This window comes from Micromonospora sp. WMMD980, assembly GCF_029626035.1.
Lineage (GTDB): Bacteria > Actinomycetota > Actinomycetes > Mycobacteriales > Micromonosporaceae > Micromonospora.
Window position 1 is genome coordinate 6,250,217 of record NZ_JARUBE010000003.1, and the last position, 15,665, is coordinate 6,265,881.

At 68.8% G+C, this 15,665-nt stretch carries 27 protein-coding genes and 1 pseudogene; all 28 read left to right on the top strand.

Annotated elements, in window-relative coordinates; translation table 11 throughout:
* Complete coding sequence (rplB, locus tag O7618_RS29595) at nucleotides 1-840, top strand: 50S ribosomal protein L2 (protein ID WP_278109425.1); 840 nt, start codon at nucleotides 1-3, stop codon at nucleotides 838-840.
* A 12-nt stretch (nucleotides 841-852) separates the two neighbouring features.
* Nucleotides 853-1,134 (top strand): 30S ribosomal protein S19, encoded by a 282-nt coding sequence (rpsS, locus tag O7618_RS29600; RefSeq protein ID WP_007073032.1) that lies wholly within the window; start codon nucleotides 853-855, stop codon nucleotides 1,132-1,134.
* A gap of 40 nt (nucleotides 1,135-1,174) precedes the next feature.
* Nucleotides 1,175-1,633, top strand: a complete 459-nt coding sequence (rplV, locus tag O7618_RS29605) for a 50S ribosomal protein L22 (RefSeq protein WP_278109426.1) — start codon at nucleotides 1,175-1,177, stop codon at nucleotides 1,631-1,633.
* Entirely contained in the window at nucleotides 1,633-2,514 is an 882-nt protein-coding gene (gene rpsC / locus O7618_RS29610) for a 30S ribosomal protein S3 (protein WP_278109427.1), read from the top strand. The genes rplV and rpsC overlap by 1 nt, the downstream gene beginning before the upstream one ends.
* A gap of 3 nt (nucleotides 2,515-2,517) precedes the next feature.
* A complete protein-coding gene (gene rplP / locus O7618_RS29615) occupies nucleotides 2,518-2,943 on the top strand; it encodes a 50S ribosomal protein L16 (protein WP_073834927.1) in 426 nt (141 codons plus the stop codon).
* Nucleotides 2,943-3,179 (top strand): 50S ribosomal protein L29, encoded by a 237-nt coding sequence (gene rpmC, locus O7618_RS29620; RefSeq protein WP_091065796.1) that lies wholly within the window; start codon nucleotides 2,943-2,945, stop codon nucleotides 3,177-3,179. Before rplP ends, rpmC begins: the two co-directional genes overlap by 1 nt.
* On the top strand, nucleotides 3,176-3,454 hold the full coding sequence (gene rpsQ / locus O7618_RS29625) for a 30S ribosomal protein S17 (protein WP_278109428.1): 279 nt from the start codon (nucleotides 3,176-3,178) through the stop codon (nucleotides 3,452-3,454). Before rpmC ends, rpsQ begins: the two co-directional genes overlap by 4 nt.
* 97 nt (nucleotides 3,455-3,551) lie before the next feature.
* A complete protein-coding gene (gene rplN / locus O7618_RS29630) occupies nucleotides 3,552-3,920 on the top strand; it encodes a 50S ribosomal protein L14 (RefSeq protein ID WP_007465279.1) in 369 nt (122 codons plus the stop codon).
* A complete protein-coding gene (gene rplX, locus O7618_RS29635) occupies nucleotides 3,917-4,237 on the top strand; it encodes a 50S ribosomal protein L24 (RefSeq protein WP_018217055.1) in 321 nt (106 codons plus the stop codon). Before rplN ends, rplX begins: the two co-directional genes overlap by 4 nt.
* Nucleotides 4,237-4,806, top strand: coding sequence for a 50S ribosomal protein L5 (gene rplE, locus O7618_RS29640; RefSeq protein WP_091065804.1), 570 nt, complete (start codon nucleotides 4,237-4,239; stop codon nucleotides 4,804-4,806). The genes rplX and rplE overlap by 1 nt, the downstream gene beginning before the upstream one ends.
* A 1-nt stretch (nucleotide 4,807) precedes the next feature.
* Nucleotides 4,808-4,993 (top strand): type Z 30S ribosomal protein S14, encoded by a 186-nt coding sequence (locus O7618_RS29645; protein ID WP_007073023.1) that lies wholly within the window; start codon nucleotides 4,808-4,810, stop codon nucleotides 4,991-4,993.
* 98 nt (nucleotides 4,994-5,091) lie between these two features.
* The gene (gene rpsH / locus O7618_RS29650) at nucleotides 5,092-5,499 is read left to right on the top strand and encodes a 30S ribosomal protein S8 (protein WP_091594949.1); all 408 of its coding nucleotides are present in this window, start codon (nucleotides 5,092-5,094) and stop codon (nucleotides 5,497-5,499) included.
* A gap of 16 nt (nucleotides 5,500-5,515) precedes the next feature.
* A complete protein-coding gene (gene rplF / locus O7618_RS29655) occupies nucleotides 5,516-6,058 on the top strand; it encodes a 50S ribosomal protein L6 (protein WP_278109429.1) in 543 nt (180 codons plus the stop codon).
* Nucleotides 6,059-6,125: 67 nt separating this feature from the next.
* Nucleotides 6,126-6,515: a 50S ribosomal protein L18 gene (rplR, locus tag O7618_RS29660; protein WP_181570331.1), complete on the top strand. Its 390-nt coding sequence runs from the start codon at nucleotides 6,126-6,128 to the stop codon at nucleotides 6,513-6,515.
* Between the two features lie 33 nt (nucleotides 6,516-6,548).
* Nucleotides 6,549-7,163 carry a 30S ribosomal protein S5 gene (gene rpsE, locus O7618_RS29665; protein ID WP_013288621.1) on the top strand — a complete coding sequence of 205 codons (615 nt, stop codon included), beginning with the start codon at nucleotides 6,549-6,551 and terminating at the stop codon, nucleotides 7,161-7,163.
* Nucleotides 7,163-7,345, top strand: coding sequence for a 50S ribosomal protein L30 (rpmD, locus tag O7618_RS29670; RefSeq protein WP_107157447.1), 183 nt, complete (start codon nucleotides 7,163-7,165; stop codon nucleotides 7,343-7,345). Before rpsE ends, rpmD begins: the two co-directional genes overlap by 1 nt.
* Nucleotides 7,345-7,788, top strand: a complete 444-nt coding sequence (gene rplO / locus O7618_RS29675; RefSeq protein ID WP_091065821.1) for a 50S ribosomal protein L15 — start codon at nucleotides 7,345-7,347, stop codon at nucleotides 7,786-7,788. The genes rpmD and rplO overlap by 1 nt, the downstream gene beginning before the upstream one ends.
* Before the next feature lie 235 nt (nucleotides 7,789-8,023).
* A pseudogene (secY, locus tag O7618_RS29680) lies at nucleotides 8,024-9,350 on the top strand (preprotein translocase subunit SecY).
* Entirely contained in the window at nucleotides 9,351-10,004 is a 654-nt protein-coding gene (locus O7618_RS29685; RefSeq protein ID WP_181570328.1) for an adenylate kinase, read from the top strand.
* A gap of 89 nt (nucleotides 10,005-10,093) precedes the next feature.
* Nucleotides 10,094-10,945: a type I methionyl aminopeptidase gene (gene map, locus O7618_RS29690; protein WP_278109431.1), complete on the top strand. Its 852-nt coding sequence runs from the start codon at nucleotides 10,094-10,096 to the stop codon at nucleotides 10,943-10,945.
* Between the two features lie 188 nt (nucleotides 10,946-11,133).
* Nucleotides 11,134-11,604, top strand: a complete 471-nt coding sequence (locus O7618_RS29695) for a DUF1707 domain-containing protein (RefSeq protein ID WP_278110197.1) — start codon at nucleotides 11,134-11,136, stop codon at nucleotides 11,602-11,604.
* A 295-nt stretch (nucleotides 11,605-11,899) separates the two neighbouring features.
* Nucleotides 11,900-12,121, top strand: a complete 222-nt coding sequence (gene infA, locus O7618_RS29700; protein WP_007073013.1) for a translation initiation factor IF-1 — start codon at nucleotides 11,900-11,902, stop codon at nucleotides 12,119-12,121.
* Nucleotides 12,122-12,209: 88 nt separating this feature from the next.
* The gene (gene rpmJ / locus O7618_RS29705; RefSeq protein WP_012184307.1) at nucleotides 12,210-12,323 is read left to right on the top strand and encodes a 50S ribosomal protein L36; all 114 of its coding nucleotides are present in this window, start codon (nucleotides 12,210-12,212) and stop codon (nucleotides 12,321-12,323) included.
* Nucleotides 12,324-12,477: 154 nt separating this feature from the next.
* Entirely contained in the window at nucleotides 12,478-12,858 is a 381-nt protein-coding gene (rpsM, locus tag O7618_RS29710; protein WP_013288614.1) for a 30S ribosomal protein S13, read from the top strand.
* Nucleotides 12,859-12,876: 18 nt separating this feature from the next.
* Nucleotides 12,877-13,284, top strand: coding sequence for a 30S ribosomal protein S11 (gene rpsK / locus O7618_RS29715; RefSeq protein WP_014440747.1), 408 nt, complete (start codon nucleotides 12,877-12,879; stop codon nucleotides 13,282-13,284).
* Nucleotides 13,285-13,298: 14 nt separating this feature from the next.
* Nucleotides 13,299-13,925: a 30S ribosomal protein S4 gene (gene rpsD / locus O7618_RS29720; protein ID WP_091065834.1), complete on the top strand. Its 627-nt coding sequence runs from the start codon at nucleotides 13,299-13,301 to the stop codon at nucleotides 13,923-13,925.
* 94 nt (nucleotides 13,926-14,019) lie between these two features.
* Nucleotides 14,020-15,042 (top strand): DNA-directed RNA polymerase subunit alpha, encoded by a 1,023-nt coding sequence (locus O7618_RS29725; protein ID WP_007073009.1) that lies wholly within the window; start codon nucleotides 14,020-14,022, stop codon nucleotides 15,040-15,042.
* Between the two features lie 34 nt (nucleotides 15,043-15,076).
* A complete protein-coding gene (gene rplQ, locus O7618_RS29730; RefSeq protein WP_278109432.1) occupies nucleotides 15,077-15,637 on the top strand; it encodes a 50S ribosomal protein L17 in 561 nt (186 codons plus the stop codon).
* Nucleotides 15,638-15,665: the final 28 nt, after the last annotated feature.

Sequence of the window (15,665 nt, forward strand, 5' to 3'; positions counted from 1 at the left end):
ATGGCTATCCGTAAGTACAAGCCGACGACGCCGGGCCGACGCGGTTCCAGCGTCGCCGACTTCGCCGAGATCACCCGGTCCACGCCGGAGAAGTCGCTGCTGGCCCCGCTGCCGAAGAAGGGCGGGCGCAACGCCCACGGCCGGATCACCACCCGGCACCACGGTGGCGGTCACAAGCGGCAGTACCGTCTGATCGACTTCAAGCGGGTCGACAAGGACGGCGTGCCTGCGAAGGTCGCCCACATCGAGTACGACCCGAACCGCACCGCGCGCATCGCGCTGCTGCACTACGCCGACGGCGAGAAGCGCTACATCCTCGCGCCGAAGGACCTGAAGCAGGGCGACCGCGTCGAGTCCGGTCCGGGCGCCGACATCAAGCCGGGCAACAACCTGCCGCTGCGCAACATCCCGGTCGGTACGACGGTCCACAACGTGGAGCTGCGTCCGGGCGGTGGCGCCAAGCTGGCCCGCTCGGCCGGCGTCGGCATCCAGCTGCTCGGCCGTGAGGGCGCGTACGCGACCCTGCGTATGCCGTCCGGCGAGATCCGGCGGGTCGACGTGCGCTGCCGCGCGAGCGTCGGCGAGATCGGCAACGCCGACCAGTCGAACATCAACTGGGGCAAGGCCGGCCGCATGCGCTGGAAGGGCAAGCGCCCCACGGTCCGTGGTGTCGCCATGAACCCGGTCGACCACCCGCACGGTGGTGGTGAGGGTAAGACCTCCGGTGGTCGCCACCCGGTCAACCCGCAGGGTAAGCCCGAGGGCCGTACCCGTCGTAAGGGCCAGCCGAGCGACCGGCTGATCGTCCGCCGCCGCTACGCCACGCGTAAGCGCGGCTGAGGGAGATAAGACATGCCTCGCAGCCTGAAGAAGGGCCCGTTCGTCGACGACCACCTGCTCAAGAAGGTGGAGACGCAGAACGACAAGGGCTCGAAGAACGTGATCAAGACCTGGTCGCGGCGCTCGACGATCATCCCGGAGATGCTGGGTCACACGATCGCCGTGCACGACGGACGCAAGCACGTCCCGGTCTTCGTGACCGAGGCCATGGTCGGGCACAAGCTCGGCGAGTTCGCGCTGACCCGCACGTTCAAGGGTCACGAGAAGGACGACCGGAAGAGCCGCCGGCGCTGACGCCGCGGGCATACGGATAGAGGAACAAGGGGTTACAGCGATGCCAGGAAAGGGCGACGCTCCGGTGCTTCCGGGCGCGCGGGCGGTTGCGCGGCACGTGCGCATCTCGCCGATGAAGGCGCGCCGGGTGGTCAACCTCGTCCGCGGCCTGCCCGCGAAGGAGGCGCTCACGGTGCTGCAGTTCGCGCCGCAGGCTGCGAGCGAGCAGGTGTACAAGGTGCTCGCGAGCGCGATCGCCAACGCGGAGAACAACGAGCGGCTGGACCCCGACGCGCTGCTCGTCAGCGAGGCGTTCGTCGACGAGGGCCCGACGATGAAGCGGTTCCGGCCGCGGGCGCAGGGCCGGGCCTACCGGATCCGCAAGCGGACCTGCCACATCACCGTGGCGGTCGAGGCGGTGGCTCCGGCCGCGCCGAGGAAGTCGGCCAAGAAGGCCGCTCCGGCCAAGCAGGCCGAGCCGGCGGCGCAGGGGCAGAGCACGACGGAGGGTGCCGAGTAATGGGTCAGAAGGTTCACCCCACTGGGTTCCGGCTCGGCATCTCGACCGACTGGAAGTCCCGCTGGTTCGCGGACAAGCTCTACAAGGACTACATCGGCGAGGATGTCAAGATCCGCCGGATGATGTCCAAGGGCCTCGAGCGCGCCGGGATCTCCAAGGTCGACATCGAGCGCACCCGGGACCGGGTCCGCGTCGACATCCACACCGCCCGGCCGGGCATCGTCATCGGCCGTAAGGGTGCGGAGGCCGACCGGATCCGCGGCGAGCTGGAGAAGCTCACCGGCAAGCAGGTCCAGCTGAACATCATCGAGGTGAAGAGCCCCGAGGCCGACGCTCAGCTGGTCGCCCAGGGCGTCGCCGAGCAGCTGTCCAGCCGGGTCAGCTTCCGTCGGGCCATGCGCAAGTCGATGCAGTCCGCGATGAAGAACCCCGCCTGCAAGGGCATCCGGGTTCAGGTCTCGGGCCGTCTCGGCGGCGCCGAGATGAGCCGGACCGAGTTCTACCGCGAGGGCCGGGTCCCGCTGCACACGCTGCGGGCCAACATCGAGTACGGCTTCTTCGAGGCCCGTACCACCTTCGGCCGGATCGGCGTGAAGGTCTGGATCTACAAGGGCGACGCCGTCCCGGGCCGCGAGGCCCCGGCCGAGGCCGCCCCGTCGCGCGGCCCGCGCCGCGACCGTGGCGACCGGCCGGACCGGCCGCGTCGTGGCCGGTCGGGCTCGTCGGGTACGACCGCCGGCGGTACCGAGGCCGGCCGGGCTGCCGCGACCACCATCGCGCAGCAGGCGGAGACGCCGGCCGGTGAGCCGGTCGACAGCAACGCTGTCGCCGCCGCCGCCTCGGCTCCGAACCAGCCGGCAGAACAGCAGCAGGAGGGCTGACAGATGCTGATGCCGCGCAAGCCCCCGAAGGGCTTCCGCAAGCCGCACCACCCGGACCGCCACGGCGCGTCCAAGGGTGGTAACCGGGTGGTGTTCGGCGAGTTCGGGATCCAGGCTCTCGAGCCGGCGTACGTGACCAACCGCCAGATCGAGTCGGCGCGTATCGCGATGACCCGCCACATCAAGCGTGGCGGCAAGGTCTGGATCACGATCTTCCCGGACCAGGCCCTCACCAAGAAGCCTGCCGAGACCCGGATGGGTTCCGGTAAGGGTTCGCCCGAGTGGTGGGTCGCCAACGTGAAGCCGGGGCGGGTCCTCTTCGAGATGTCCTTCCCCAACGAGCAGATCGCGCGAGAGGCGATGCGTCGCGCGATCCACAAGCTCCCGATGAAGTGCCGCATTGTTACGCGCGAAGTGGGTGAATCCTGATGGCAGCGGGCGTCAAGGCCTCCGAGCTGCGTGAGCTCTCCGAGGAGGAGCTGGTCACGAAGCTGCGCGAGGCGAAGGCGGAGCTGTTCAACCTCCGCGTGCAGGGCGCGACCGGGCAGCTGGACAACAACCGGCGGCTGCAGGTCATCCGTCGGGAGATCGCCCGGATCTACACGATCATGCGTGAGCGTGAGTTGGGTCTCTCGACCGCGCCGACTGAGGTGACTGCATCATGAGTGACGAGAACGCCACCGCCACCGTGCGGGCCCGCCGTAAGGTCCGTGAGGGCCTCGTGGTGAGCGACAAGATGGACAAGACCGTCGTGGTCGAGGTCGAGGACCGGGTCAAGCACGCGCTGTACGGCAAGATCATGCGCCGTACGAGCAAGCTCAAGGTGCACGACGAGCAGAACTCGGCCGGCATCGGCGACCGGGTCCTGATCATGGAGACCCGGCCGCTCTCCGCCACCAAGCGGTGGCGGCTCGTGGAAATCCTCGAGAAGGCCAAGTAGCGAAGGCTCGAGCTCGGCCGGTATCGGTCGGGCGCAGGTTCCGCCAGGCTCCGGCCGCCCCCGGCGGCCGGAGAACCGGCAGACATAGGAGATAGACGTGATTCAGCAGGAGTCGCGACTGCGCGTCGCCGACAACACGGGTGCCCGGGAGATCCTGTGCATCCGGGTTCTCGGTGGCTCCGGTCGGCGCTACGCGAGCATCGGCGACGTCATCGTGGCCACGGTCAAGGACGCGATCCCCGGTGCCGGTGTGAAGAAGGGCGACGTCGTCAAGGCCGTCGTCGTTCGGACCGCCAAGGAGAGGCGGCGGCCGGACGGGTCGTACATCCGCTTCGACGAGAACGCCGCCGTCATCATCAAGGACGGCGGGGACCCGCGCGGTACCCGCATCTTCGGCCCGGTGGGCCGCGAGCTGCGGGACAAGCGGTTCATGAAGATCATCTCTCTCGCGCCGGAGGTGTTGTGACCGTGAAGGTCAAGAAGGGCGACACGGTCGTCGTCATCGCCGGCAAGGACAAGGGTGCCAAGGGCAAGGTCATCGCGGCCTACCCGCGGCAGGACAAGGTCCTGGTCGAGGGCGTGAACCGGGTCAAGAAGCACACTCGCATCAGCACCACCCAGCGTGGCGCCAAGACCGGTGGCATCGTCACCCAGGAGGCCCCGATCCACGTCTCGAACGTGATGGTCGTGGACTCCGACGGCAAGCCGACCCGCGTCGGCTACCGGATCGACGACAACGGCCAGAAGGTCCGCATCGCGCGTAGCACCGGTAAGGACCTGTGATGACCACGGCTACCGAAACGAAGACCCTGCCGCGTCTCAAGGAGCGGTACCGCAACGAGGTCGTGGCGAAGCTGCAGGAGCAGTACGCCTACGGCAACCCCATGCAGGTGCCCGGTCTGGTCAAGATCGTGGTCAACATGGGTGTCGGCGAGGCCGCTCGGGACGCCAAGCTGATCGACGGCGCCGTCCGCGACCTGGCCACCATCACCGGCCAGAAGCCGCTGGTCCGGCGGGCCACCAAGTCCATCGCGCAGTTCAAGCTGCGCGAGGGCATGCCGATCGGCGCGAAGGTCACCCTGCGCGGCGACCGGATGTGGGAGTTCCTGGACCGGCTGCTGTCCATCGCGCTGCCGCGTATCCGTGACTTCCGCGGTCTGGACGGGCGCAAGCTCGACGGGCACGGCAACTACACGTTCGGCCTGACCGAGCAGTCGGTGTTCCACGAGATCGACCAGGACAAGATCGATCGCCAGCGGGGCATGGACATCACGGTGGTCACGACCGCCACGACCGACGACGAGGGCCGGGCGCTGCTCAAGCTCCTGGGCTTCCCGTTCAAGGAGAACTGAGATGGCCAAGAAGGCGCTGATCCTCAAGGCGGCCGCGAAGCCGAAGTTCTCGGTTCGCGCGTACACCCGCTGCCAGCGGTGCGGGCGTCCGAAGGCGGTCTACCGCAAGTTCGGTCTCTGCCGGGTGTGCATCCGGGAGATGGCCCACCGCGGTGAGCTGCCCGGCGTGTCCAAGGCTTCCTGGTAATAGCCCGGCGCGCTCCGGCGCGTCAGCTGAACTGTCTCTTCGCCGTAGGCCCCGGGCCCGGCCCGGGGAACCCCGGCGAGAAAGGTTGACGAGTTTTCATGACGATGACCGACCCGATCGCAGACATGCTCACGCGTCTGCGTAACGCCAACCAGGCGTACCACGACCGGGTGACGATGCCCTACTCGAAGATCAAGGCGAACATCGCCGAGGTCCTCAAGGCCGAGGGTTACATCGCCACCTGGTCGGTCGAGGACCCCGAGGAGGGTGCCGTCGGCAAGCGACTGGTCGTCGAGCTGAAGTACGGCCAGAACCGCGAGCGGAGCCTGGCCGGCATCAAGCGCGTGTCCAAGCCCGGTCTCCGGGTGTACGCCAAGTCGGACGGGCTCCCGCGGGTGCTCGGCGGGCTGGGCGTGGCGATCATTTCGACGTCCCAGGGGCTGCTCACCGACCGGCAGGCCCGCAAGCGGAGCGTTGGCGGGGAAGTCCTCGCCTTCGTCTGGTAACGGGAGACTGGTAGAAATGTCGCGTATTGGACGTAAGTCGATCCCGGTGCCCTCCGGCGTCGACATCACGATCGACGGCCAGACCGTCAAGGTCAAGGGCCCCAAGGGCGAGCTGAGCCACGTGCTGGCCGAGCCGATCACGGCGGAGCGCAGCGAGAACGGTGAGCTTCAGGTCAACCGGCCCAACGACGAGCGCAAGGCCAAGGAACTGCACGGCCTGAGCCGTACCCTGGTGGCGAACATGATCGTCGGGGTGACCGAGGGCTACCGCAAGAGCCTGGAGATCGCCGGCACCGGTTACCGCGTGACCGCCAAGGGCAAGGACCTGGAGTTCGCACTCGGGTTCTCGCACCCGGTCGTGGTGCAGGCGCCGGACGGCATCACCTTCACGGTCGAGCGGCCGACGCTGTTCCACGTGGCCGGCATCGACAAGCAGCAGGTCGGCGAGGTCGCCGCCAACATCCGGAAGATCCGTCCGCCGGAGCCCTACAAGGGCAAGGGCGTGAAGTACCAGGGCGAGGTCATCCGCCGTAAGGCCGGAAAGGCGGGCAAGAAGTGACCGCGGCCGTCAACACCCGGGCGAGGTCATCCGCCGGCCGTGAGGCCGTGAGAAAGGCAGGTAAGAAGTGAGCGCCACGCTGCTCAAGCGCCGCCGCGGCGTCGCCGCCAAGCGTGCCGTCGGGCGTGCGCGTCGGCACTTCCGGGTCCGCAAGAACGTCAGCGGCACCGGCGAGCGTCCCCGCCTCGTCGTCACCCGTTCCCTGCGGCACATGGTCGCCCAGGTCGTGGACGACACCAAGGGTCACACCCTGGCGTCGGCCTCGACCATGGACGCCTCGCTGCGCGGCGCCGAGGGCGACAAGAGCGCCCTGGCCGGCAAGGTCGGCGCCCTGCTCGCCGAGCGTGCCAAGGCCGCCGGCGTCTCGAAGGTCGTCTTCGACCGCGGTGGCAACCGGTACGCGGGGCGGGTCGCCGCGCTTGCCGACGCCGCCCGCGAAGCCGGGCTCGAGTTCTAGAAACCCCGTCACGAGAGAGAAGGAAGGCTGCTGATGCCAGGTCAACAGCGCCGTGGCGGCGGGTCCGGTGGCAACGAGGGTGGTCGCCGCGACAACCGCCGTGAGGGCGGCCGCGGAAACGCGCCCGTCGAGAAGACCCCGCACCTCGAGCGGGTCGTCGCGATCAACCGCGTCGCCAAGGTCGTGAAGGGTGGTCGTCGCTTCAGCTTCACCGCCCTCGTGATCGTGGGCGACGGCGACGGCACCGTCGGCGTGGGCTACGGAAAGGCCAAGGAGGTGCCCGCGGCGATCGCCAAGGGTGTCGAGGAGGCCAAGAAGCACTTCTTCAAGGTGCCGCGGATCGGTCAGTCGATCCCGCACCCGGTCACGGGCGAGGACGCCGCCGGTGTGGTGCTGCTCAAGCCGGCCTCGGCCGGTACGGGTGTCATCGCCGGTGGTCCGGTGCGTGCCGTGCTGGAGTGCGCGGGCATCCACGACGTGCTCTCCAAGAGCCTCGGCTCGTCCAACCCGATCAACATCGTGCACGCCACCGTGGCGGCCCTGAAGGGGCTCGAGTCCCCCGAGCAGGTCGCGGCGCGTCGTGGCCTGCCGGTGGAGGACGTCGCGCCGGCCGCCATGCTGGCGTCGCGTGCGGGGGTGGCGTCCTGATGGCACGTCTGAAGGTCACCCAGGTCCGGTCCGAGATCGGGCGCAAGCAGAACCAGCGTGACTCGCTGCGTTCGCTCGGGCTCAAGCGGATCAACGACGTGGTGGTCAAGGAGGACCGGCCGGAGATCCGCGGCATGATCTTCACGGTCAGCCACCTCGTGAAGGTCGAGGAGGTCGAGTAATGACGATCAAGGTGCACCACCTGCGCCCGGCGCCCGGAGCCAAGACTGACAAGACCCGTGTGGGTCGCGGTGAGGGTTCGAAGGGCAAGACCGCCGGTCGCGGTACCAAGGGTTCGAAGGCCCGGAAGAACATCTCGGCGGCGTTCGAGGGTGGGCAGATGCCCATCCACATGCGCCTGCCGAAGATGAAGGGCTTCAAGAACAAGTTCAAGGTCGTGTTCCAGGTCGTCAACCTGGACCGGCTGGCGGAGCTCTTCCCGAACGGCGGCCAGGTCGGCCCGGTCGAGCTGGTCGAGTCCGGCGCGGTCCGCAAGGGCCACCCGGTCAAGGTGCTCGGCACCGGCGACCTCGGCGGTGTCTCCCTCCAGGTGTCGGCGCACGCGTTCAGCGCGTCGGCCAAGGAGAAGATCACCGCGGCCGGCGGCTCGGTCACCGAGCTGTAAGGCATGTTCGTGGCGCCCGCTCAGTTGTTCGCAACTGGGCGGGCGTCATGGTCTACCGGCCACGTGTGCGCCGGGTAACATCGGATTCGTTTTATGTAGCCGGGCACATCTGCCCGGACCGGGATCGGACTGTTAGAGTCCGTTGCCAGCCATGGATACCGGGCACTGGGCCCGGCATCCACCCCGCCCCGCCAGGGATCGTCACCGGCGGCCCGCGTCGCGCAGGAGGAAGAAGTTGCTGTCCGCCTTTCTCAGTGCGTTCCGTACGCCTGACCTGCGCAAGAAGCTGCTGTTCACAGTAGGCATCATCGCGGTCTACCGGCTGGGCGCCACGCTGCCCAGCCCGGGCGTCTCGTACGGCAACGTGCAGAAGTGCCTCGACACCATCCAGGGCAGCACCGGCGTGCTCAACCTGCTGGATCTCTTCTCCGGCGGCGCGCTGCTCCAGCTCTCGGTCTTCGCGCTGGGCATCATGCCCTACATCACCGCGTCGATCATCCTGCAGCTGCTCACGGTGGTGATCCCGCGCCTGGAGCAGCTCCGCAAGGAGGGCCAGGCCGGTCAGGCGAAGATCACCCAGTACACCCGCTACCTGACGCTGGGCCTGGGTGTCCTCCAGTCCTCGGCGTTCGTGGCGCTGGCCCGCTCCGGGCAGCTGTTCAACAACCAGTGCGACCAGTTCCCGATCGTGCCCAAGGGCACCGGCATCCCGGACTGGCTGACGCTCATCATCCTGGTCCTGACCATGACCGCCGGCACCGGCGTGGTGATGTGGCTCGGCGAGCTGATCACCGACCGGGGCGTCGGCAACGGCATGTCCGTGCTGATCTTCACCTCGATCGCCGCCCGGCTCCCCAGCGAGGGCTGGAAGATCAAGACCACCAAGGGCTGGGGGATGTTCCTCCTCGTCATCGCCCTGGTGCTGCTGGTCATCACCGCGGTCACCTTCATCGAGCAGGCGCAGCGCCGGATCCCGGTCCAGTACGCGAAGCGCATGATCGGCCGGCGGATGTACGGCGGCACGTCCACCTACATCCCGCTCAAGGTGAACCAGGGCCGGCGTCATCCCGGTCATCTTCGCCTCGTCGCTGCTCTACCTGCCGACGCTCGCGCTCCAGTTCTTCGACCAGAACGACCCGGGCAAGACCCAGGCCTGGATCCAGAACCACATCGTGAAGGCGAGCGCGCCGGAGCACATCGCGATCTACTTCCTGCTGATCATCTTCTTCACGTACTTCTACGTGTCGATCACGTTCAACCCGACCGAGGTCGCGGACAACATGAAGAAGTACGGCGGCTTCGTGCCGGGCATCCGCCCCGGTAAGCCGACCGCCGAGTATCTCGACTTCATCCTCAGCCGGATCACCCTGCCGGGCGCGCTCTACCTGGGCATCGTCGCGATCCTGCCGAACTTCTTCTTCATCTGGCTGGACAACCAGCAGTTCCAGAACTTCCCGTTCGGCGGCACCGCTGTGCTCATCATGGTCGGCGTCGGTCTGGAGACCGTGAAGCAGATCGAGAGCCAACTCATGCAGCGGAACTACGAAGGGTTCCTGCGGTAGATGCGACTCGTTCTGGTTGGCCCGCCGGGCGCGGGCAAGGGCACACAGGCGGAGTTCATCGCCGCTCACCTCTCGGTGCCGAAGATCTCCACCGGTGACATCTTCCGGGCCAACGTCACCCAGGGCACGCCGCTGGGGGTCGAGGCCAAGCGCTACATGGACGCCGGCAAGCTGGTCCCGGACGACGTCACGATCAACATGGTCCGGGACCGGCTCGCCGAGCCGGACGCCGGCGAGGGCTTCCTGCTCGACGGCTTTCCGCGCACCACGCCGCAGGCCGCCGAGCTGGACAAGCTCCTCGCCGACCTGGGCAGCGCGCTGGATCTGGTGCTGGAGCTGGTCGTCGACGACGACGAGGTGATCCGGCGGCTCTCCGGCCGGCGCACCTGCCGCGGCTGCGGCAAGATCTGGCACGTCGAGTTCGACGCGACCACCCGGGAGGGCATCTGCGACCGCTGCGGCGCGGAGCTGTTCCAGCGCGACGACGACAAGCCGGAGACCATCGCCGCCCGGCTCCGGGAATACTCGGAGAAGACCGCGCCGCTCGTCGACTACTACGGCGCGCAGGGCAAGCTGGTGGGCATCGACGCGACCGGGCCGGTGGAGGATGTCACCGTCCGCGCCATCGACGCGTTGCGCTCCTACGGCGGCTGACGACCCGCCGCCGACCGGCGGATAGAGTGAGAACAGCGGGGTACGCGCGACGTGCCCCGCTGTTCCGTGTAACGAAAGGTGACGCCGTCATGCGCCGTCCCCAGCTGGACATCCAGCTGAAGACCCCCGAGCAGATCGAGCTGATGCGGGCCGCCGGTCTGGTGGTGGCCCGTGCGCTGCAACGGATGCGGGAGGCGGTCGCGCCCGGCGTGACGACGGCCGACCTGGACGCGATCGCCGAGGCGACCATCCGGGAGGCCGGTGCCGTCCCGTCGTTCAAGGGCTACCACGGCTTCCCGGCGTCGATCTGCTCCTCGGTCAACGAGCAGGTGGTGCACGCCATCCCGTCGTCGAAGCAGGTGCTGCGCGAGGGCGACCTCATCTCGATCGACTGCGGCGCGGTGCTGGACGGCTGGCACGGCGACGCCGCCGTCACGGTGGCGGTGGGGGAGGTCGACCCGGCGCTGCTGCGGATGGCCGAGGTCGCCGAGGACGCGATGTGGGCCGGGATCGCCGCCGCCGCCCGAGGCGCCGCCTCCGGCCGGGGCCGGCTCACCGACATCTCGCACGCGGTCGAGACCGCGGTCCGCAAGGGCGGCCGGTACGGCATCGTGGACGGCTACGGCGGCCACGGCATCGGCACCGAGATGCACCAGGACCCGCACGTGCTCAACCACGGTCGCCCCGGCAAGGGTCCGCGCCTGGTGCCCGGCCTGGCGCTCGCCATCGAGCCGATGATCACCGCCGGCTCCCCGCGTACCGTCGAACTGGCCGACGGCTGGACGGTGGTGACCCGGGACCGGTCGATGGCGGTGCACGTCGAGCATTCGATGGCGCTGCTGGACGACGGGGTCTGGGTGCTGACCGCGGTCGACGGCGGCCGGGCCCGCCTCGGCGACCTGGTCACCTCCCGCCAGAGCGCGGACTCGCCGGCCCGCTGACGCCCGCGCCGGGAGTCCCTCGTTGGGCCTCGGCCCGGCTGGTTGATCGACTCCAGTTCGGCGAGCTGGCGGTGTCGGGCTGGGTCTGATGCCGCGACCTCGGCGAGCTGGTGTGGATCATGCGGCCATGCGTTTCCGCCCGGTGGCGGGACGGTGGCATCCTTGCGGTCATGGACGGGCACCGGGAGATGCGGGCGGCCGACAGTGACCGGGAGGCCATCGCGGAGCGCCTCCGGGTGGCGCTGGAGGAGGGTCGCCTCGGCCTGCACGAGTACGACGAGCGACTGGGCCGGGCGTACGGGGCCAAGACCTACGGCGAGCTGGACGACCTGCTGAGCGACCTGCCCGGGGAGCGCGCGCTGCCGGCGCCCCGTGCGGCCGGGGAGAGCGTGGCGGCGCCGGTGATCGGCCCGGCTCCGGTGGCGGCGGGCGGGGAGCGCGCCGCCTGGCTGATGGAGACCGGGGGCCCCTGGCTGAAGGTGGCCCTGATCCTGACCGCGATCTGGTTCGTGTCCGGGCTGGGTGGCGGTTTCGGTTACTACTGGCCGCTCTGGGTGCTCGGCCCGTGGGGCGCGGTGGTGCTGTTCCAGATCTGGCAGGGGCTGGCGACCGGGGAACCGGCCAAGGCGGCCGAGCGCCGCCGGCGCAAGGAGGTCTAGCGGGACGCCCGACGCCGGGCGAAGCGGGAGGACGACGCGGGCCGGGAGTTGCCGGAGGCATGACGGTCGTCACATTCACGCCCTGTGGGTGACCTCCCTGCCGGTCGGTTTGGCGACGGTGCGCGGGCGGGCGTACACTTTCAGATCGGCGCACAGCGTCCACTCCGCCATGCCCACCCTGCGCTTCGGTGGGAGTCGGAGCCGCGGCTGGCGCGGGCTTCCTGACTCTGGTCGGGTGGCCCGTGTACGACGTTGTGGGCCGTCCGGAGCAACCGACGTCAGGACAGCGGAGTACATGCCGAAAAAAGACGGAGCCATCGAGATCGAGGGTCGGGTCATCGAGCCCCTGCCGAACGCCATGTTCCGGGTGGAGCTCGCGAACGGCCACAAGGTGCTCGCGCACATCAGCGGCAAGATGCGGCAGCACTACATCCGCATCCTGCCGGAGGACCGGGTCGTCGTCGAACTCTCGCCGTACGACCTGACCCGCGGGCGCATCGTCTACCGCTACAAGTAAGCCTGACGGCGGCCGGGACGTCCCGTGTCCGTCTTCGACGTCCGGGTCGCGCTTGCGCGCTCCGGGCCAGATGGGAAGTAAGGCAACCGTGAAGGTCAAGCCGAGCGTCAAGAGGATCTGCAACAAGTGCCGGGTTATCCGCCGGCACGGCCGGGTCATGGTCATCTGCACCGACCCGCGCCACAAGCAGCGCCAGGGCTGACGCCCCACATCATCAAGCTCGTCCCGGCCGCGGACGGTGCGCGCACCGCGTACCCCTTCGTGGTTGACCCCCGGTCGGAGGCCGGGGCCCGCTCGGGCAGCGGGGTGGGACGGGTCCACACCTCCGCCACAATCATTGAGGAGTACGCCCGCACATGGCACGTCTAGTCGGCGTGGATCTCCCCCGCGAGAAGCGGATGGAGATCGCGCTCACCTACATCTTCGGGGTCGGTCGCACCCGCGCCCTGGAGACGCTCGCCGCGACCGGCATCTCGCCGGACAAGCGCGTTCGGGACCTCACGGACGAGGAGCTCGTCGAGCTCCGGAACCACATCGAGGGCAACTACAAGGTTGAAGGCGACCTGCGCCGCGAGGTCGCCGCCGACATCCGCCGCAAGGTCGAGATCGGCTGCTACGCCGGTATCCGGCACCGCCGCGGTCTGCCGGTGCGTGGTCAGCGCACCAAGACCAACGCGCGGACCCGGAAGGGCCCGAAGCGGACCGTGGCCGGCAAGAAGAAGCCCGGCAAGAAGTAATAGGAGCGCAGAAGACTTATGCCACCGAAGGCTCGTGCCGGAGCCGCCGTCAAGAAGGTCCGGCGCAAGGAACGCAAGAACGTCGCCCACGGGCAGGCGCACATCAAGAGCACCTTCAACAACACCATCGTGTCCATCACGGACCCGACCGGTGCGGTCATCTCCTGGGCCTCCTCCGGCCAGGTGGGCTTCAAGGGCTCCCGCAAGTCGACCCCGTTCGCCGCGCAGCTGGCCGCCGAGGCCGCCGCGCGTCGTGCCATGGAACACGGCATGCGCAAGGTCGACGTGTTCGTCAAGGGACCCGGCTCCGGCCGGGAGACCGCCATCCGTTCGCTGCAGGCCGCCGGCCTCGAGGTCGGGCAGATCTCCGACGTCACGCCGCAGCCGCACAACGGGTGCCGTCCGCCGAAGCGTCGCCGGGTCTGAGAGGTTAGAGAGAGATGGCTCGTTACACCGGTGCTGACTGCCGCCGTTGCCGGCGGGAGAAGATGAAGCTGTTCCTCAAGGGCAGCAAGTGCGATGGCCCGAAGTGCCCGTTCGAGTCCCGGCCGTTCCCGCCCGGGCAGCACGGCCGCGGCCGCACCAAGGAGACGGAGTACCTGCTCCAGCTCCGTGAGAAGCAGAAGGCCCGTCGTGTCTACGGCGTGCTGGAGAAGCAGTTCCGCGGCTACTACGAAGAGGCCGTGGGCAAGAAGGCCAAGACCGGCGAGGTTCTGCTGCAGATCCTCGAGTCGCGGCTGGACAACGTGGTCTACCGGGCCGGCTACGCCAAGTCCCGGGACATGGCCCGCCAGCTGGTCAAGCACGGTCACTTCACGGTGAACGGCAAGAAGGTCGACATCCCGTCGTACCGCGTCAAGGAGCACGACATCGTCGAGGTCCGGGGCAAGAGCAAGGAGCTCACCCCGTTCATCGTCGCGCAGGCCGAGGCCGGCTCCAAGACCGTTCCGGCGTGGCTCGAGGCCATCCCCAGCCAGATGAAGGTCCTCGTGCACTCGCTCCCGGCCCGTCAGGTGATCGACACCCAGGTCCAGGAGCAGCTGATCGTCGAGCTCTACTCCAAGTAGGGCTCGTTGCGGTGGCCCGCCCTCCGGGGCGGGCCACCGGAACAGTTGTGTCGTGGGCGTCAAATAGCGGGCGCCCCGGAAGAGAAGAGAAAAGATGCTCATCAGCCAGCGACCGTCTCTCTCCGAAGAGTCGATCAACGAGACCCGGTCCCGGTTCACCATCGAGCCGCTGGAGCCCGGCTTCGGCTACACGCTCGGCAACTCGCTGCGGCGTACCCTGCTGTCCTCCATCCCCGGTGCGGCGGTCACCTCGATCAAGATCGACGGTGTCCTGCACGAGTTCACCACGATCCCCGGGGTCAAGGAGGACGTGGTCGAGCTCGTCATGAACATCAAGGAGCTGTGCGTCAGCTCCGAGCACGACGAGCCGGTCAGCATGTACCTGCGCAAGCAGGGCCCGGGCGACGTGACCGCCGGCGACATCCAGCCCCCGGCCGGTGTCTCGGTGCACAACCCGGACCTGAAGCTCGCCACCCTCAACGGCAAGGGCCGGCTCGACATGGAGCTGACCGTCGAGCGGGGCCGCGGCTACGTCACGGCGGCGCAGAACAAGCAGGCCGGCGCCGAGATCGGCCGGATCCCGGTCGACTCGATCTACTCGCCGGTGCTCAAGGTGACGTACCGCGTCGAGGCGACCCGGGTCGAGCAGCGGACCGACTTCGACCGGCTGATCATCGACGTCGAGACCAAGCCGTCGATGGGCCCGCGTACCGCGCTGGCCTCCGCCGGCTCGACGCTGGTGGAGCTGTTCGGGCTCGCCCGTGAGCTGGACGAGACCGCCGAGGGCATCGACATCGGGCCGTCCCCGCAGGACGCCCAGCTGGCGGCCGACCTGGCGCTGCCGATCGAGGAGCTGGACCTGACCGTCCGCTCCTACAACTGCCTCAAGCGCGAGGGCATCAACTCCGTTGGTGAACTGATCGGGCGTACCGAGGCCGACCTTCTCGACATCCGCAACTTCGGTCAGAAGTCGATCGACGAGGTCAAGATGAAGCTCGCCGGGATGGGCCTGGGGCTGAAGGACTCGGCTCCGAACTTCGACCCGGCGCACGTCGTGGACGCCTTCGGCGAGGCCGACTACGACACCGACGACTACCGCGAGACCGAGCAGCTCTAGTCCGCGCTGCCGCCACACCTGAGGAGCACCAAGCATGCCCACGCCCACCAAGGGCCCCCGCCTCGGCGGCAGCCCCGCGCACGAGCGGCTGATGCTGGCCAACCTGGCCACCGCGCTGTTCCAGCACGGCAAGATCCAGACCACCGAGACGAAGGCCCGGCGGCTCCGCCCGCTGGCCGAGCAGCTCATCACCAAGGCCAAGCGCGGCGACCTCGCCTCGCGCCGGCGGGTGGCGGGCGTCGTCAAGGACAAGGACGTGGTCTACTCCCTGTTCGACCAGATCGCGCCCCGGTACGCCAACCGCAACGGTGGCTACACCCGGATCGTGAAGACCGGTCCGCGCAAGGGTGACGCCGCTCCGATGGCGATCATCGAGCTGGTGGAGGAGCTTCAGGTCGCCGAGCCGAAGGCGAACAAGAAGACCGCCGCCCGCAAGGCCGCCCAGCAGGACAAGGTCGAGGCCCTGGCCCCGGCCGAGGAGGCCCCGAAGTCGACCGCCGGTGACCAGGACGCCGAGGCGCCCGTCTCCGCGTCGGGCGACACCGCCGCCGCCCGCGAGGACAGCGACGAGGCCACCGAGAACGACAAGGCCTGATCGCACAGGCAGCATCGTCGGGCCCGGC

What these genes read in the sequence shown, in the direction of transcription:
- rplB (WP_278109425.1), top strand. Translation starts at nt 1, where the DNA reads ATGGCTATCCGTAAGTACAAGCCGACGACGCCGGGCCGACGCGGTTCC.
- rpsS (WP_007073032.1), top strand. Translation starts at nt 853, where the DNA reads ATGCCTCGCAGCCTGAAGAAGGGCCCGTTCGTCGACGACCACCTGCTC.
- rplV (WP_278109426.1), top strand. Translation starts at nt 1,175, where the DNA reads ATGCCAGGAAAGGGCGACGCTCCGGTGCTTCCGGGCGCGCGGGCGGTT.
- rpsC (WP_278109427.1), top strand. Translation starts at nt 1,633, where the DNA reads ATGGGTCAGAAGGTTCACCCCACTGGGTTCCGGCTCGGCATCTCGACC.
- rplP (WP_073834927.1), top strand. Translation starts at nt 2,518, where the DNA reads ATGCTGATGCCGCGCAAGCCCCCGAAGGGCTTCCGCAAGCCGCACCAC.
- rpmC (WP_091065796.1), top strand. Translation starts at nt 2,943, where the DNA reads ATGGCAGCGGGCGTCAAGGCCTCCGAGCTGCGTGAGCTCTCCGAGGAG.
- rpsQ (WP_278109428.1), top strand. Translation starts at nt 3,176, where the DNA reads ATGAGTGACGAGAACGCCACCGCCACCGTGCGGGCCCGCCGTAAGGTC.
- rplE (WP_091065804.1), top strand. Translation starts at nt 4,237, where the DNA reads ATGACCACGGCTACCGAAACGAAGACCCTGCCGCGTCTCAAGGAGCGG.
- O7618_RS29645 (WP_007073023.1), top strand. Translation starts at nt 4,808, where the DNA reads ATGGCCAAGAAGGCGCTGATCCTCAAGGCGGCCGCGAAGCCGAAGTTC.
- rpsH (WP_091594949.1), top strand. Translation starts at nt 5,092, where the DNA reads ATGACGATGACCGACCCGATCGCAGACATGCTCACGCGTCTGCGTAAC.
- rplF (WP_278109429.1), top strand. Translation starts at nt 5,516, where the DNA reads ATGTCGCGTATTGGACGTAAGTCGATCCCGGTGCCCTCCGGCGTCGAC.
- rpsE (WP_013288621.1), top strand. Translation starts at nt 6,549, where the DNA reads ATGCCAGGTCAACAGCGCCGTGGCGGCGGGTCCGGTGGCAACGAGGGT.
- rpmD (WP_107157447.1), top strand. Translation starts at nt 7,163, where the DNA reads ATGGCACGTCTGAAGGTCACCCAGGTCCGGTCCGAGATCGGGCGCAAG.
- rplO (WP_091065821.1), top strand. Translation starts at nt 7,345, where the DNA reads ATGACGATCAAGGTGCACCACCTGCGCCCGGCGCCCGGAGCCAAGACT.
- O7618_RS29685 (WP_181570328.1), top strand. Translation starts at nt 9,351, where the DNA reads ATGCGACTCGTTCTGGTTGGCCCGCCGGGCGCGGGCAAGGGCACACAG.
- map (WP_278109431.1), top strand. Translation starts at nt 10,094, where the DNA reads ATGCGCCGTCCCCAGCTGGACATCCAGCTGAAGACCCCCGAGCAGATC.
- O7618_RS29695 (WP_278110197.1), top strand. Translation starts at nt 11,134, where the DNA reads ATGCGGGCGGCCGACAGTGACCGGGAGGCCATCGCGGAGCGCCTCCGG.
- infA (WP_007073013.1), top strand. Translation starts at nt 11,900, where the DNA reads ATGCCGAAAAAAGACGGAGCCATCGAGATCGAGGGTCGGGTCATCGAG.
- rpsM (WP_013288614.1), top strand. Translation starts at nt 12,478, where the DNA reads ATGGCACGTCTAGTCGGCGTGGATCTCCCCCGCGAGAAGCGGATGGAG.
- rpsK (WP_014440747.1), top strand. Translation starts at nt 12,877, where the DNA reads ATGCCACCGAAGGCTCGTGCCGGAGCCGCCGTCAAGAAGGTCCGGCGC.
- rpsD (WP_091065834.1), top strand. Translation starts at nt 13,299, where the DNA reads ATGGCTCGTTACACCGGTGCTGACTGCCGCCGTTGCCGGCGGGAGAAG.
- O7618_RS29725 (WP_007073009.1), top strand. Translation starts at nt 14,020, where the DNA reads ATGCTCATCAGCCAGCGACCGTCTCTCTCCGAAGAGTCGATCAACGAG.
- rplQ (WP_278109432.1), top strand. Translation starts at nt 15,077, where the DNA reads ATGCCCACGCCCACCAAGGGCCCCCGCCTCGGCGGCAGCCCCGCGCAC.